Source organism: uncultured Amnibacterium sp. (assembly GCF_964250715.1).
Lineage (GTDB): Bacteria > Actinomycetota > Actinomycetes > Actinomycetales > Microbacteriaceae > Amnibacterium.
The window spans coordinates 14,725-29,128 of sequence record NZ_CAXUGX010000018.1 but is presented as its reverse complement, the minus strand read 5'-3'; the positions used below and the strand labels follow the sequence as shown (position 1 = coordinate 29,128).

Annotated in this window: 14 protein-coding genes; 1 reads left to right on the top strand and 13 read right to left on the bottom strand. The window is 70.7% G+C overall.

Annotation, left to right across the window (positions count from 1 at the left end; all coding sequences use genetic code 11):
• The 4 genes from ACFE7H_RS13370 to ACFE7H_RS13355 form a co-directional block, all read right to left on the bottom strand.
• Positions 1-1,241 (bottom strand): cbb3-type cytochrome c oxidase subunit I (locus ACFE7H_RS13370; RefSeq protein WP_375401732.1); only part of this gene is annotated, 1,241 nt, incomplete at its 3' end.
• Positions 1,242-1,257: 16 nt separating this feature from the next.
• On the bottom strand, positions 1,258-2,154 hold the full coding sequence (gene coxB / locus ACFE7H_RS13365; RefSeq protein WP_375401731.1) for a cytochrome c oxidase subunit II: 897 nt from the start codon (positions 2,152-2,154) through the stop codon (positions 1,258-1,260).
• 28 nt (positions 2,155-2,182) lie between these two features.
• Entirely contained in the window at positions 2,183-2,551 is a 369-nt protein-coding gene (erpA, locus tag ACFE7H_RS13360; RefSeq protein WP_375401730.1) for an iron-sulfur cluster insertion protein ErpA, read from the bottom strand.
• A 93-nt stretch (positions 2,552-2,644) separates the two neighbouring features.
• Positions 2,645-4,060 carry a M20/M25/M40 family metallo-hydrolase gene (locus ACFE7H_RS13355; protein ID WP_375401729.1) on the bottom strand — a complete coding sequence of 472 codons (1,416 nt, stop codon included), beginning with the start codon at positions 4,058-4,060 and terminating at the stop codon, positions 2,645-2,647.
• A 38-nt stretch (positions 4,061-4,098) separates the two neighbouring features.
• Here ACFE7H_RS13355 and ACFE7H_RS13350 point away from each other — a divergent pair, with 38 nt between their 5' ends.
• A complete protein-coding gene (locus tag ACFE7H_RS13350; protein ID WP_375401728.1) occupies positions 4,099-4,662 on the top strand; it encodes a DUF3043 domain-containing protein in 564 nt (187 codons plus the stop codon).
• Between the two features lie 11 nt (positions 4,663-4,673).
• Here ACFE7H_RS13350 and ACFE7H_RS13345 read toward each other — a convergent pair whose 3' ends face one another.
• The 9 genes from ACFE7H_RS13345 to ACFE7H_RS13305 all read right to left on the bottom strand — a co-directional run bounded on the left by ACFE7H_RS13345 (position 4,674) and on the right by ACFE7H_RS13305 (position 14,359).
• Positions 4,674-5,696 carry a quinone-dependent dihydroorotate dehydrogenase gene (locus ACFE7H_RS13345; protein WP_375401734.1) on the bottom strand — a complete coding sequence of 341 codons (1,023 nt, stop codon included), beginning with the start codon at positions 5,694-5,696 and terminating at the stop codon, positions 4,674-4,676.
• Between the two features lie 95 nt (positions 5,697-5,791).
• Positions 5,792-6,259 carry a transcriptional regulator NrdR gene (gene nrdR, locus ACFE7H_RS13340; RefSeq protein ID WP_375401727.1) on the bottom strand — a complete coding sequence of 156 codons (468 nt, stop codon included), beginning with the start codon at positions 6,257-6,259 and terminating at the stop codon, positions 5,792-5,794.
• 36 nt (positions 6,260-6,295) lie between these two features.
• Positions 6,296-7,603 carry a histidinol dehydrogenase gene (gene hisD, locus ACFE7H_RS13335; protein ID WP_375401726.1) on the bottom strand — a complete coding sequence of 436 codons (1,308 nt, stop codon included), beginning with the start codon at positions 7,601-7,603 and terminating at the stop codon, positions 6,296-6,298.
• 22 nt (positions 7,604-7,625) lie between these two features.
• Positions 7,626-11,138 (bottom strand): DNA polymerase III subunit alpha, encoded by a 3,513-nt coding sequence (gene dnaE / locus ACFE7H_RS13330; RefSeq protein WP_375401725.1) that lies wholly within the window; start codon positions 11,136-11,138, stop codon positions 7,626-7,628.
• A 93-nt stretch (positions 11,139-11,231) separates the two neighbouring features.
• Entirely contained in the window at positions 11,232-12,152 is a 921-nt protein-coding gene (locus ACFE7H_RS13325) for an RluA family pseudouridine synthase (protein WP_375401724.1), read from the bottom strand.
• Positions 12,145-12,738, bottom strand: coding sequence for a signal peptidase II (gene lspA / locus ACFE7H_RS13320; RefSeq protein ID WP_375401723.1), 594 nt, complete (start codon positions 12,736-12,738; stop codon positions 12,145-12,147). Before lspA ends, ACFE7H_RS13325 begins: the two co-directional genes overlap by 8 nt.
• A complete protein-coding gene (locus ACFE7H_RS13315) occupies positions 12,725-13,372 on the bottom strand; it encodes a DivIVA domain-containing protein (protein ID WP_375401722.1) in 648 nt (215 codons plus the stop codon). The genes lspA and ACFE7H_RS13315 overlap by 14 nt, the downstream gene beginning before the upstream one ends.
• A 108-nt stretch (positions 13,373-13,480) precedes the next feature.
• Positions 13,481-13,804 carry a YggT family protein gene (locus ACFE7H_RS13310; protein WP_375401721.1) on the bottom strand — a complete coding sequence of 108 codons (324 nt, stop codon included), beginning with the start codon at positions 13,802-13,804 and terminating at the stop codon, positions 13,481-13,483.
• Between the two features lie 105 nt (positions 13,805-13,909).
• Positions 13,910-14,359 (bottom strand): cell division protein SepF, encoded by a 450-nt coding sequence (locus tag ACFE7H_RS13305; protein ID WP_375401720.1) that lies wholly within the window; start codon positions 14,357-14,359, stop codon positions 13,910-13,912.
• Between the last annotated feature and the right edge of the window lie 45 nt (positions 14,360-14,404).

The window sequence follows — 14,404 nt, the reverse complement described above, 5'->3', positions numbered from 1 at the left end:
GCGAACACGACGGTGCCGAACACGACGTAGTGGAAGTGCGCGACGACGAAGTAGCTGTCGGAGAGGTGGAAGTCGAGCGGCGGCGACGCCAGGATGATGCCGGTCAACCCGCCGAACACGAAGGTGATCAGGAAGCCGATCGCCCAGAGCATCGGGGTCTCGAAGGTGACCGAGCCTCGCCACATGGTTCCGGTCCAGTTGAAGATCTTCACGCCGGTCGGCACCGCGATCAACATGGTGGTGAGGGCGAAGAACGGCAGCAGCACGGAGCCGGTGACGTACATGTGGTGCGCCCACACGGTGATCGAGAGGGCCGCGATCGCGATGGTCGCGTAGACGATGGTCTTGTACCCGAAGAGCGGCTTGCGGCTGAAGACCGGAATGACCTCGGAGATGATGCCGAAGAACGGCAGCGCGATGATGTACACCTCGGGGTGCCCGAAGAACCAGAACAGGTGCTGCCAGAGGATGGCGCCACCGCCGGCGGCGTCGTAGACGTGGGCGCCGAGCACGCGGTCCGCGCCGAGCGCGAGCAGCGCGGCGGCGAGCACCGGGAACGCCATCACGACCAGCAGCGACGTCACCAGGGTGTTCCAGGTGAAGATCGGCATGCGGAACATGGTCATGCCGGGTGCCCGCATGGTGATGATCGTGGTGATGAAGTTGACCGCGCCCAGGATGGTTCCGAAGCCGGACAGGGCCAGGCCGAACACCCACAGGTTGCCGCCGAGGCCCGGCGTATAGGTCAGCGAGTTGAGCGGGGCGTACGCGGTCCAGCCGAAGGACGCGGCGCCCTGCGGGGTGAAGAAGCCGGCGACGGCGATGAAGCTGCCGAAGTTGTAGAGCCAGTAGGCGAAGGCGTTCAGGCGTGGGAACGCCACGTCGGGCGCACCGATCTGCAGCGGCATGAGGGCGTTGGCGAACCCGGCGAAGAGGGGGGTGGCGAACATCAGCAGCATGATCGTGCCGTGCATCGTGAACAGCTGGTTGTACTGCTCCGGCGTCGGCACGATCGCCAGTCCCGGCTCGAACAGCTGCGCGCGGATGACGAGGGCGAGCACGCCCGCGATCAGGAAGTAGATGAACGAGGTGATCAGGTAGAGGAACCCGATCTTCTTGTGGTCGGTGGTGGTGAGCCACTCGACGACGATGTTGCCCTTGCGGCGCGGCCCCGGTCCGTTGAACACCGCCGCCTGACCGGCCGGCAGCGTCGCCTGAGGGCGGCCGAGTGTCGTCGTCATGATGCGCTCCCGCGTCTCATCGTGGATTCGCCTCGGAGCCGGTGGGCTCCGCGGGGTTCTGGGTGCCGGGTCCGTCCTTGTTCAGGTTCGCGATCGATCCGACATTGCCCTCGGCACGGAGGCTGTCCGTGTAGGTGAGGTAGTCCGCCGGTGACACGACCTTGACGGTGAACAGCATGCGCGAGTGGTACTCGCCGCAGAGTTCCGCGCACCGGCCCTGGTACGTGCCGAGGCGGGTGGGGATGACGTCCTCGTAGTTCGTCTGCCCGGCGATCATGTCCTTCTTGTACAGGAAGTCGATCACCCAGAAGGAGTGGTTCACGTCCCGCGTGCGCAGGCGGATCTCGACCTTCTTGCCCATCGGCAGGACCAGCTGCGGGATCTGCGACTCCACGAATCCGGTGTTGCCCGTGCCTTCGCTGACCGGCCGGGCCTGCACGCCCTGCGTGTAGACCCCCTGCGTCTGGTACTCGAAGTCCCACGCCCACTGCTTGCCGTAGGCGTCGATCACGACGTCGGGCTTGGCGAACCGGTGCTCGATCTGGTTCTGGTCGCGACTGGTGAATGCGAACAGGCCGAGCACCAGGATCAGCGGCACGAGCGTGTAGAAGACCTCGATGGGCATGTTGTACCGCAGCTGCACCGGCAGCCCCGTCTGCCCGCGGCGCCGGCGATAGACGATGGCGGCCCAGAGGATCAGCCCCCAGGTGAGCACGCCGACGGCGAGCAGCACGATCCACGAGCCGACCCACAGGTCCGACACCGTCTGCGTGTGGTTGGTGACCGGCTTCTGACCGTCGATGAAGCCCGGCAGGAACCCGTGCAACTGCGAGGTGGAGCAGCCCGTGAGGCTGAGAGCGACGGCACCGGCCAGCGGCACCGCCAGGGTCAGTCGACGACGGTTGCGACGCACCTGGTGCCTCTCCGGATGAGGATGGTGATCAGTGGAAGGAGTCGCCGCAGGCGCAGCTGCCCTGCGCGTTCGGGTTGTCGATGGTGAAGCCCTGCTTCTGGATGGTGTCCTCGAAGTCGACCGAGGCGCCGTCCAGGTAGGGCACGCTCATGCGGTCGACGACGACCTCGACACCCTCGAAGTCCACCGTGGCGTCGCCCTCGAGCAGTCGCTCGTCGAAGTAGAGCTGATAGATCAGGCCGCTGCAACCGCCCGGCTGCACCGCGAGACGCAGACGCAGGTCGTCGCGCCCCTCCTGGTCGAGCAGGCTGCGGATCTTGTCGGCAGCGGCCTGGGTCAACAGGACGCCGTGGCCCGTGTCGGTGGTCGGCTTGCCGGTCAGCGTGATGTCCGTCATGCCAGCAGTGTACGCACGCGCTGGGCGGATGCGGGCGCCGTCGGCGGTGTTCGGGAGGTGTTCGGGAGATGGTGACGAAGGAGTTGACGGAGGTCAGCGGTCCCGGTCGAGCCGCGCGAGCAGCAGTGCCTCGGCGAGCACGGCTCGGTGCAGCACACCGAGGTGCTGCGACTCGTCGGGGGCGTGCGCCCGGGTGTCGGGGTCCTCGACTCCGGTGATCAGGATCTGGGCGTCGGGGAAGGTGCGGGAGAGGGTCGCGAGGAACGGGATGGAGCCGCCGACGCCGGTCTGCGCCGGTTCGGCGCCCCAGGCGTCGCGCAGCGCCCCAAGCGCGGCCGTCGCGGCGGCGCCGCCGGTGTCTGCCAGGTAGGGCTCGGCGCTGTCGACGTCGGCGACGTCGATGTGCGCACCGAACGGTGCGTGCGCCCGCAGGTGCGCCGTGAGGGCCGCCGCCGCGTCCGCGGCCCGCACTCCGGGGCCCACCCGGGCGCTGATCCGCACGCGCACACTGCCCTGCAGGGTGTTGGAGGCGTTCCGCACGTCGGGGGCGTCGATTCCGGTGACCGTGATGGCGGGCCCGCGCCACAGCCGGTCGGCGACCGAGCCCCCACCGATCGGCCGCACGCCCGGCAGCAGGCCGGCGTCGCGGGCCAGGTGCGCCGGCGCCGACGGGTCCGCGTCGGCCAGCGCATCGAAGGACCCTGCCAGCCCCGCCACGGCGACCGTGCCCTGCGGGTCCCAGAGCGTGGCGAGCAGGGTGACGGTCGCGAGCATCGCGTCGGGCACGGCGCCGCCGTACATACCGGAGTGGGAGGCGTGGTCCATCGTCGCCACGGTGACGGTCATCGTGACGTTGCCGCGCAGGCTGGTGGTCAGCGACGGCGTCCCGACGGCCGCATTGTCGGAGTCGGCGACGACGATCAGGTCGCCGGCCAGGGTGTCGGCGTTCTGCGCGAGGAAGGCGTCGAACGACGACGAGCCCGCCTCCTCCTCGCCCTCCACGAACAGGGCCAGGCCGATGCGGGGGGCGCCGGCGGTGACCGCGAGCAGTGCGCGGATCGCTGCGAGGTGGGTGACCACGCCGGCCTTGTCGTCGGAGGCGCCGCGCCCGTACAGCCGCTCCCCCCGCACGGTGGGGATGAACGGCGGCGAGGCCCAGGCGTCGTCGGGGCCGGGCGGCTGCACGTCATGGTGCGCGTAGAGCAGGACGGTCGGCGCACCCGGTGCCGGGTCGCGGCGGGCGACGACCGCCGGATTGCCCGTGCCGCCGCCGGCGGCCGGCGCGCGTCGCACCTCGACCAGGTCGAACGCCCCGGTCGCGCGCGCGTGCTCGGCGACGGCGGCGGCGCTGCGCTGCACCTGCTCGGGGTCGAACCCGGGGAAGGCGATCGAGGGGATGCGGATCAGTTCGCCGAGGGTCGCGACGGCGGCCGGGAAGCCGTCGGCCACCGCCTGCCGAACCGCCACATCGTCGCCCTGGAGGTCGGCCCCCGGCTGCGTCAGCACCATGCGCGTAAGCTTAGAAGCGGCAGAAAGCGAGGGCGTCCGTGGCCAAAAAGGCACCCGTCGAGGTGGCGCCCGAAGCGCCGGTCGGCCCCGGCAAGGGCAGGGCGACCCCGTCGCGCCGCGAGCAGGAGCAGGCCCGCCGCCGTCCCCTGGTCCCCACCGATCGCAAGGCGGCATCTCGATCGGCCCGGTCGGATGCCGCCGTCGAGCGCAACCGTGCCCGCATCGGCATGGCCAACGGCGAGGACCGCTACCTGCCCGTCAAGGACCGCGGACCGCAGCGCCGCTTCATCCGCGACGTGGTCGACTCCCGCCTGCGGCTCGGCGAGCTGCTCTATCCGGTGTTCGGTGTCTTCTTCATCGGCAGCTTCGTGATCACGGGAGCCGCCCAGAGCACCCTGTTCATCGGCCTCTGGGCGTTCGTGATCATCGTCGTCGGCGACGGCCTGCTCGCCGCCCGCGGCATCAAGCGTCGGCTGGCGACGAAGTTCGGCGACGCCGCCGTCATGAAGGGTGTCAACTTCTACGTGGTCACCCGCGTGATCCAGTTCCGCTCGCTGCGCATGCCGAAGCCCCAGGTGAAGCGGGGCACCGAGGTCCGCTGACCGATCCTGGCTCAGGCGGCGGACAGTTCGCTCGGCCAGCCCGGGCCGCGGTAGAGGAAGCCCGTGTAGCCCTGCACCAGGGTGGCGCCGGCGGCCAGTCGCTCGCGCACGTCGGCTGCGGTCATGACGCCGCCGACGCTGATGATGCAGGCGCTCGCCGGCAGCGCATCCCGCAGCACCCCCAGCACCTGCCGGGACCGGGCGGCGAGCGGCGCCCCCGACACGCCGCCCGCACCCGCGGCGTCGATCCGTTCGGCGGACGTGCGCAGGCCGGTCCGGGCGAGGGTCGTGTTCGTCGCGACGACCCCGGCCAGGCCGATGCGGCCGACCAGGGCAGCGATGTGGCGCACGGCGTCGTCGGTCAGGTCCGGCGCGATCTTCACGAGCACCGGCACGCCGCCGGCCTCCCGCAGGCAGCCGGCGAGCAGCGGCTCCAGCAGGTCCAGCTCCTGCAGCCCCCGCAGCCCGGGTGTGTTCGGCGAGCTGACATTGACCACCAGGTAGTCGGCGACCGGGGCCAGCGCACGAGCGACCGCCGCATAGTCGGCGGCCGCCTGCTCCATCGGGGTGTCGCGGTTCTTGCCGATGTTGACCCCGACGACCGGCGCACCCGGGCGTCGGCGTACCGCGGCGAGTCGACGGGCCACCGCCATCGCCCCTTCGTTGTTGAATCCCATCCGGTTGATCAGCGCCGCGTCCGCGGGCAGGCGTACCAGGCGGGGCGGCGGATTGCCGGGCTGCGGCAGCAGCGTGATGGTGCCCACCTCGATGTGGCCGAAGCCGAGCGCGGCGAGTCCCGCCACCGCGCGGGCGTTCTTGTCGAATCCCGCGGCCAGGCCGAAGGGGCTCGGGAATATGCGGCCGAGGGCATGGACCGCCGCGGAGGCGGGCGCCGCGGTCAGCCGCGACAGCACGGCGGCGACCGGAGCGACACCGCAGAGACGGATCACCGCGAACGCGATCCGGTGGGCCGTCTCGGGATCCGTCCGCAGCAGCACGGTGCGGAAGACGACGCCGTAGCCGGCGCCCAGCACACCGGTGACTGCGCGGCGGACGGCGGAAGACCGGATATCGGGGCGCAGGCCGGCACGCAGACCGGACGGGCGCTGCTCGCGCGACTCCGTTCCGCTCACGCCCCGGGTGCCGGCGAGGCGTTCTCGACCCGTAGCAGCGTGATCGCCGCCTCGAAGTCGTCCAGGGAGTCGAAGCCCTGATAGACGCTGGCGAAGCGCAGGTAGGCGACCTCGTCCAGTTCGCGCAGCGGCGGCAGAACCGCCAGGCCGATGTCGTTCGCCTCGATCTGGCTGGCGCCGGTCGCTCGGATGGTCTCCTCGACGCGCTGCGCGAGCAGGGCCAGGTCGCTCTCGGTGACCGGCCGTCCCTGGCACGCCTTCTTGACGCCGGAGACGACCTTGTCTCGGCTGAACGGCTCCAGCACGCCGTTGCGCTTGATCACGCTGAGGCTGGCCGTCTCGGTGGTCGAGAAGCGGCGGTGGCACTGCGGGCACTGCCGCCGGCGGCGAATGGCCAGGCCGTCGTCGCTGACCCGGGAGTCGATGACCCGGGTATCGGGATTGCGGCAGAACGGGCAGAACATGGGCCTTGAGGTTACCGGAAGGGTCGGGCGTCCGGGTCAGGGCCGGAAGCGGGCGTCGACGGCGTCGGCGTGGGCGGGGAGGTGCTCGGTCTCGGCGAGTACGCGGATGTGAGGTCGCGCGAGGGCGAGGGCGTCCCGGTCGTACTCGACCACCTGCTGCTGGCGCAGGAACGGGAGCACGGACAGGCCCGCGGTGAAGCGGGCCGTGCCACCGGTGGGCAACACGTGGTTGGAGCCCGCCAGGTAGTCCCCCAGGCTGACCGGCGAGTAGGGGCCGACGAAGATCGCGCCCGCGTTGACGAGCCGGGGCAGCACGGCCTGGGGGTCCCGCACCTGCACCTCCAGGTGCTCCGGGGCGTACGCGTTCACGACGGTGACGGCGGCATCCTCGTCGTCCACCAGGACGATCGCCGACTGGGCGCCGGACAGGGCCGCGGCCACCCGCTCCCGGTGCGTGGTGGCGTCCGCCCTGGCCTGCAGCCGGTCGTCCACGAGTGCGGCGAACGAGGCGGACGTCGTCACGAGCACGGCGCCGGCGAGCGGATCGTGCTCGGCCTGGCTGAGCAGGTCGGCGGCGACGAGGTCGGGATCGGCGTCCTCATCGGCGAGGACCAGGATCTCGGTGGTCCCCGCCTCTGCGTCGATACCGACGAGGCCCGCGACCGCCCGCTTCGCGGCGGCGACGTAGACGTTGCCGGGTCCGGTCACCACGTCGACCGGCTGCAGGCCGACGCCGGACACCCCGTGGGCGAACGCGCCGATCGCGCCGGCGCCGCCCATCGCGTAGACCTCGCGGACGCCGAGCAGACCCGCAGCTCCCAGGATGCCGGGGTGCACGCGGCCGCCGTACGCGCGCTGCGGCGGCGACGCCAGGGCGATCGAGCCGACCCCCGCCTCCTGTGCCGGGACGACGTTCATCACGACGCTGGAGGGGTAGACGGCGCGCCCACCGGGCACGTAGAGGCCGACCCGTCCGACGGGCAGGTACCGCTGGTGCACGACGGCACCGTCGCCGATGCGGGTGGTCGCCGGCTGCGGCACCTGCGCCCGGCTCGCGGCCCGGACGTGCTGGATCGCAGTGTCGAGGGCGGCGCGCAGGGCCGGATCGAGGTCCGCGACAGCGGCGTCGATCTGCGCCTCGGGCACCCGCAGCTCGGATGGGGCCCCGCCGTCGAAGCGCTCGGCCTGCTCGCGCAGCGCCGCCTCGCCGCGCCCGCGGACGTCGTCGATCAGCTCGGCAACGACCTGCTGCGCGGTACCCGGATCGGAGACGGCCCTCGGCAGTGCCTGATGCAGCGCCGAGGGCGTCAACTCCTGCCCACGCAGATCGATGGTCCGAAGCACGACGCCCGAGCCTACCCAGGCTCTAAATGCAGGCAGGGCCCAGGAGGGTCTTCAGTTCGCCGTAGAGGTCGGCGGTGACCTCGACCGGGAAGGGGACCTCGAACACGCGGGCGCTGTCGGCGCGCACCAGACGCAGCCGCACCTCGCTCTCGCCGGCGTGCCGGATGAGCACGTCGTTCAGCGCGGTCACGAGCTCGGTGGTGGCGCGCTGCTCCTGCACGGTGATCGTGATGGGCCCGGTACCGCCCGAGCCGCCGAGGTCGGGCGCGAACACGCTGTTGGCGTGGATGTTCATGCCGTCGTCGCGCGCGCTCACCCGGCCGCGGACCACGACGACCGCATCGTTCACGAGCGCCGGGGCGAACTCCTGGTACGCCTTGCCCAGGAACATGACCGTGATGGACCCGCCGAAGTCCTCGATCTGCACCATCGCGTACTGGTTGCCGGAGTTGCGGGCCACCCGGTGCTGCACCTCGGTGACGAGGCCGGCCAGGGTGACCTGCTCGCCGTCGGGCGCCTGCTCGAGCGCGAGCAGCTCGGCGATGCCGACGGAGGCGTGTTTGGCCAGGTGCGCCTCGAGGCCCTTCAGGGGGTGGTCGCTGACGTAGAGCCCGAGCATCTCGCGCTCGAAGGCGAGCAGGTCCTTGCGGGCCCACTCGGGCCGGTCGGGCACCCGATCGGGCTCGTCCTCGAAGTCGAACAGGCCGCCGAACAGGTCGACCTGCCCGTTCGCCTCGTTGCGCTTGATGGACACGGCGGCATCGACGGCGTCCTCATGGATCTCGAGCAACGCCCGCCGGGTCGCCCCCATGGAGTCGAAGGCACCGGCTTTGATGAGCGACTCGATGGTGCGCTTGTTCGCGACGCCGAGCGGCACCTTCCGCAGGAAGTCGTGGAACGACACGAAGCGTCCCTTCGCCTCGCGGGCGGCGCGGATCTGCTCCACGACGCCGAACCCGACATTGCGCACCGCGCCCATGCCGAACCGGATGTCGTTGCCGACGGCGGCGAAATAGCCGATCGATTCGTTCACGTCGGGAGGCAGCACCTGGATCTTCATCCGCCGGCACTCGTTCAGGTACACCGCGAGCTTGTCGCGAGCGTCGCCGACCGAGGTGAGCAGCGCGGCCATGTACTCCGCCGGATAGTGCGCCTTCAGGTACGCCGTCCAGTAGGAGAGCACACCGTAGGCGGCGGAGTGCGCCTTATTGAACGCATAGTCGGAGAACGGCAGCAGGATGTCCCACAGCGTGTCGACGGCGGCGCGGGAGTAGCCGCGGTCCTGCATGCCGGCGGCGAACCCGGCGAACTGCTTGTCGAGCTCGGACTTCTTCTTCTTGCCCATCGCGCGGCGCAGGATGTCGGCCTGACCCAGGCTGAATCCGGCGACCTTCTGCGCGATCGCCATCACCTGCTCCTGGTAGATGATCAGGCCGTAGGTGCCGCCCAGGATCTCGGCGAGCGGCGCCTCGAGCTCGGGGTGGATCGGCGTGATCTCCTGCTGGCCGTTCTTGCGGAGCGCGTAGTTGGTGTGGGAGTTGGCGCCCATGGGGCCGGGCCGGTAGAGGGCGATGAGCGCCGAGATGTCCTCGAAGTTGTCGGGCCGCATCAGGCGCAGCAGGGCCCGCATCGGGCCGCCGTCGAGTTGGAAGACGCCCAGGGTGTCGCCGCGGGAGAGCAGGGTGTAGGCGTCCTGGTCGTCGAGCTCCAGCTGCTCGAGGTCGAGCTGGAGCCGGCGGTTGGCCTGGATGTTGTCGAGCGCGTCGCCCAGGATCGTCAGATTGCGCAGGCCCAGAAAGTCCATCTTGATCAGGCCGAGCGACTCGCAGGCCGGGTAGTCGAACTGGGTGACGATCTGGCCGTCCTGCTCCCGCCGCATCACCGGGATGATGTCCTGCAGGGGGTCGCTGGACATGATCACGCCGGCCGCGTGCACGCCCCACTGCCGCTTGAGATTCTCGATGCCGAGGGCCGTCTCGAACACGGTCTTGGCGTCGGGATCCGCTTCCAGCAGCGCGCGGACGTCGCCGGCCTCCTTGTACCGCTTGTCGGCCGGGTCGATGATGCCGGACAGCGAGATGTCCTTGCCCATGACCGCCGGCGGCATGGCCTTCGTGAGCTTCTCGCCCATGCCGAACGGGAAGCCGAGCACGCGGGAGGAGTCTTTGAGCGCCTGTTTGGCCTTGATGGTGCCGTAGGTGACGATCTGCGCGACCCGGTCGTCGCCGTACTTGTCGGTCACGTAGCGGATGACCTCGCCGCGGCGGCGGTCGTCGAAGTCGACGTCGAAGTCGGGCATGGAGACGCGGTCGGGGTTGAGGAAGCGCTCGAAGATGAGCCCGTGCCGGATGGGGTCGAGGTCGGTGATGCGCATCGCATACGCGGCCATCGAGCCGGCGCCCGAGCCGCGGCCGGGGCCGACGCGGATGCCGTTGCGCTTGGCCCAGTTGATGAAGTCGGCGACCACCAGGAAGTAGCCGGGGAAGCCCATCTGCACGATCACGCCGGTCTCGTACTCGGCGCGGGCACGCACCTCGTCCGGGATACCCGCCGGGTAGCGGTCGCGCAGCCCGACCTCGACCTCTTTCACGAACCAGCTCTCCGCCGACTCCCCCGCCGGCACGGGGAAGCGGGGCATGTAGTTCGCCCCGGTGTTGAACGCCACCTCGCAGCGCTCCGCGATGAGCAGGGTGTTGTCGCACGCCTCGGGCAGGTCGCGGAACAGGTGACGCATCTGCTGTGCGGTCTTCAGGTAGAACTCGTCGGCGTCGAACTTGAACCGGTTGGGGTCATCCAGGGTTGAGCCGGACTGCACGCAGAGCAGCGCCGCGTGGCTGCCCGCGTCGCCGGCGTGGGTGTAGTGGAGGTCGTTGGTCGCCACCAGCGGCAGGCCCAGCCGCCGGGCGAGCCGCAGCAGGTCGTCCTGCACCCGGCGCTCGATGCCGAGGCCGTGGTCCATGACCTCGGCGTAGAAGTTGCCGGCGCCGAAGATGTCGCGGAAGTCGGCGGCGGCCTGCAGCGCTTCGTCGTATTGGCCGAGCCGCAGCCGGGTCTGCACCTCGCCGCTCGCGCAGCCGGTGGTGGCGATCAGGCCGTCGGCATAGGTCGTCAGCAGATCGCGGTCCATGCGGGGCTTGAAGTAGTAGCCCTCCAGGCTGGCGAGCGAGGACATGCGGAACAGGTTGTGCATGCCAGCGGTCGTCGACGCCAGCATCGTCATGTGGGTGTAGGCGCCGGAGCCGGACACGTCGTCGCTGCCGCTGCCGCCGTCGCCCCAGCGCACCCGCGTCTTGTCGCCGCGATGCGTGCCCGGGGTGAGGTAGGCCTCCGTGCCGATGATGGGCTTCAGTCCGTGCGCGGTCGCCTGCGAGTAGAAGTCGAACGCCCCGAACATGTTGCCGTGGTCGGTGATGGCGATGGCGGGCATGCCCTGCTGCTGCGCCTCCGTCAGCAGGCCGCCCACCCGCGCGGCGCCGTCGAGCATGGAGTACTCGGAGTGCACGTGCAGGTGCACGAAGGAGTCGGTGTCGCTCATCGTCCGGTCACGGTACTGGCCGGCACCGACATCGTCCGCGTGTCGACCGGCGCCCCCGGCGCGTCGCGCGGCACCGCCCGGGCAGCACGCGGATCACCGGGCGAGGCGCGTCAGGGCGTCCGCCAGTTCGGCGGGCGGGGCGCTCTCGAACTGCACCCACTCCCCCGTCGCCGGTGAGTCGAAGCCCAGGCGCTGGGCGTGCAGCCACTGGCGGGTGAGGCCCAGCCTTGCGGCGAGCACCGGGTCGGCGCCGTACATGGTGTCCCCGACGAGCGGATGGCGTTCGGCGGCCAGGTGCACGCGGATCTGATGGGTGCGCCCGGTCTCCAGGTGCACCTCCAGCAGCGTGGCGGCGGGGAACGCCTCGACCGTGGCGTAGTGGGTGACGGACGGCCGGCCGTCGGCGACGACGGCGAAGCGGTAGTCGGTCTTCGGGTGGCGGCCGATGGGCGCGTCGATGGTGCCCGAGGTGGGATCCGGGTGCCCCTGGGCGAGGGCGGCGTAGACCTTCTGGACGGTGCGGTCTTTGAAGGCCCGCTTCAGCACCGTGTAGGCGTGCTCGCTCTTGGCGACGACCATCAGTCCGCTGGTGCCGGCGTCGAGCCGGTGCACGACCCCGGCGCGCTCGGCCGCGCCCGAGGTGCTGATGCGGAACCCGGCGGCGGCGAGCGCCCCGACGACGGTCGGTCCGGACCAGCCGGGCGAGGGGTGCGCCGCGACGCCCGCGGGCTTGTCGACGACCACGAAGTCGTCCTCGTCGTGCACGATCCGCAGGTCCGGCACGGCGATCGCGGGGATCGCCTCGTGCGGCTGCTCGTCGGTCCAGACGACCGAGAGCAGGCCGCCGGCGTGCAGGCGGTCGCTGCGCCCCGCGGGTCGGAAGTCGACCTGCACACCGCCGGCGTCCGCGATCGCTGCGACCCGGGTGCGACTGAGACCGAGCAGCTTCGCGAGGCCCGCGTCGACGCGCTCGCCGTCCAAGCCGTCGGGCACGGCGAGCGAGCGCTCAGGCACGGTCCGACGGCAGGGCCTCGCGGCGGTGCCGGGTGTTCGGGCGGTGCTGCCGCCCGTCGACGCCGATGCCGAGCAACGTGACGAGCACGAACAGGCACATGCTCGCGACGATCGCGCTGTCGGCGAGGTTGAACACCGCCGGCAGCAGAGGGATCTTGATGAAGTCGATCACGTGCCCGATGCCGAAGCCCGGCGGCCGGGTGAGGCGGTCGACCAGGTTGCCGCAGGTGCCGCCGAGCAGCAGCCCGAACAGCACTCCCCAGGCGACGGAGTGGATGCGCCGGCTGAACCAGATCAGCAGAACCACCACGGTGGTGGCGATGATCGAGAACAGCCAGGTGGAGCCGCTGGCGATTGAGAAGGCCGCTCCGGAGTTCTCGAGCCGCTCGAAGACGAGCAGGTCGCCGATCACCTGCCGGGCCGAGCCCTCCGGCAGATCGCGGAGCGCTGCGGCCTTGGCGAGCTGGTCGACGACGAGCACCACGGCCGCGACGACCGGGACGAGGATGAGCGCGACGAGCCGGCGGCGGCCGCCCGGGGCGGCACCTCCGGACCCGTCCGGACCCGTCGGCTCAGTTACCGCCAAAGCCCTGGTAGCTGGGCGGCTGGCTGAGGCCGACGTTGCCGTACGCGCCGGCGACGATGTTGGACGAGTCCAGCTCGCGCAACTGGCCCTCGATGTACCCCTTCAGCTTCTGGCGGTACTCGCGCTCGAAGGTGCGCAATTCATCGATGCGGTGCTCGAGCAGTGCGCGCTCCTGGTCGAGGGAGCTGAGCTGGGAGCGCTGCTTGGCCTCGGCGTCGGCGACGACGCGGGCTGCTGTGGCGTGGCCCTCGGCGATCAGCGCGTCGCGCTTCTCGACGCCTTCACGCACGTGCTCCTCGTGCAGGCGGCGGGCCAGCTGCAGCAGGTTGTTCGTGTTGGCCGGATCGACTGCGCCGACATCGACCTGGCCGCTCGGGTACGACAGCTGCTGGGCGGGCACCGGCGCCTGCTGGTTGTGCTCGCCGGTACCGGGACCGCTGCTGCGCTGCAGCTCGGCGATGCGCGATTCGCTGGCGATGAGCCGCTGCCGCAGGTCTTCGTTCTCCTGGCCGAGCCGGCGCAACTCCACGACGACCTCGTCGAGGAAGTCGTCGACCTCGTCCTGGTCGTAGCCCTCGCGGAACTTCGTCGGCTGAAATCGCTTGTTGACGACGTCTTCGGGCGTGAGGGCCATGTCGTGCCACCTTCATGTCGTGACGGGATGCTGATCGCCGCCCCAGGGTATCCCCTCGCGCGAACGCCGGACCGTAGGGCGCGGGCTTGAATGTTCGCCGCGTCCCGGCTACGCGCGCCCGGTCATCGGGGCACTGATCGCGACCGATGAGGCGACGTACATGAGGACGATCACCGCGAACATCACGATCGTGAACCCGAAGTCGAGCGCGAAGGCGCCGACCCGGAGTGGCGGCAGTATGCGCCGGACGAGCTTGATGGGCGGGTCGGTGAGCGTGAAGCTCACCTCCGCCGCCACCAGCACGGCTCCGCGCGGCCGCCACGACGCGGAGAACGCCTGCACGAGATCCAGGATGAACCGCACCCAGAGCACCACGAAGTAGAGCAGCAGCACGTAGTACGCCACGTTCGCCAGCAGGCCCACCACGTTCATCGCTCCAGTATCCCGGAGCGCGGGCGGGCCGGCCGGCGCGTGTGCCGGTGCTGTGGCTCGGGCGCCGATCCTCGTCGGCGCCGACCTGTCAGGCGCCGACTGGTCCTAGGCGAACGAGGCGTCCAGCTCGCTCGTCTCTCCGGCCGCCATCTCACCCGAGACGGCGATGTGCTCCGGCGAGAGCAGGAACACCTTGCTGGTCACCCGCTCGATCCGCCCGTTCAGCCCGGTGGAGAGGCCGGAGGCGAAGTCGATCAGGCGTCGCGCCTCCGCCTCGGTCATCTGCGTCAGGTTGATGATGACCGGTGTGCCCTCGCGGAAGTGCTCCGCGATGCCCTGGGCGTCGCGGTACTGCCGCGGGTGGACGGTGACGATCTCGTTCATCTCGGGGATCGCGTTCCTCACCGGGCTGCGGCGGGGCAGTGGCGTGACCGGAGCGCGGACGGCTGTGGGGCCGATCGGCTGCGGTGACGCCGGCTCCGCCGGTTCGTCGTACTCGTACGTGTCGTCGGCCAGGCCGAGCCAGACCATCGATTTCTTCAAGGGGTTCGACATTGGAAGACCTCCTCGCGTTCGACGGCGGACACCCCCCGCGCCACC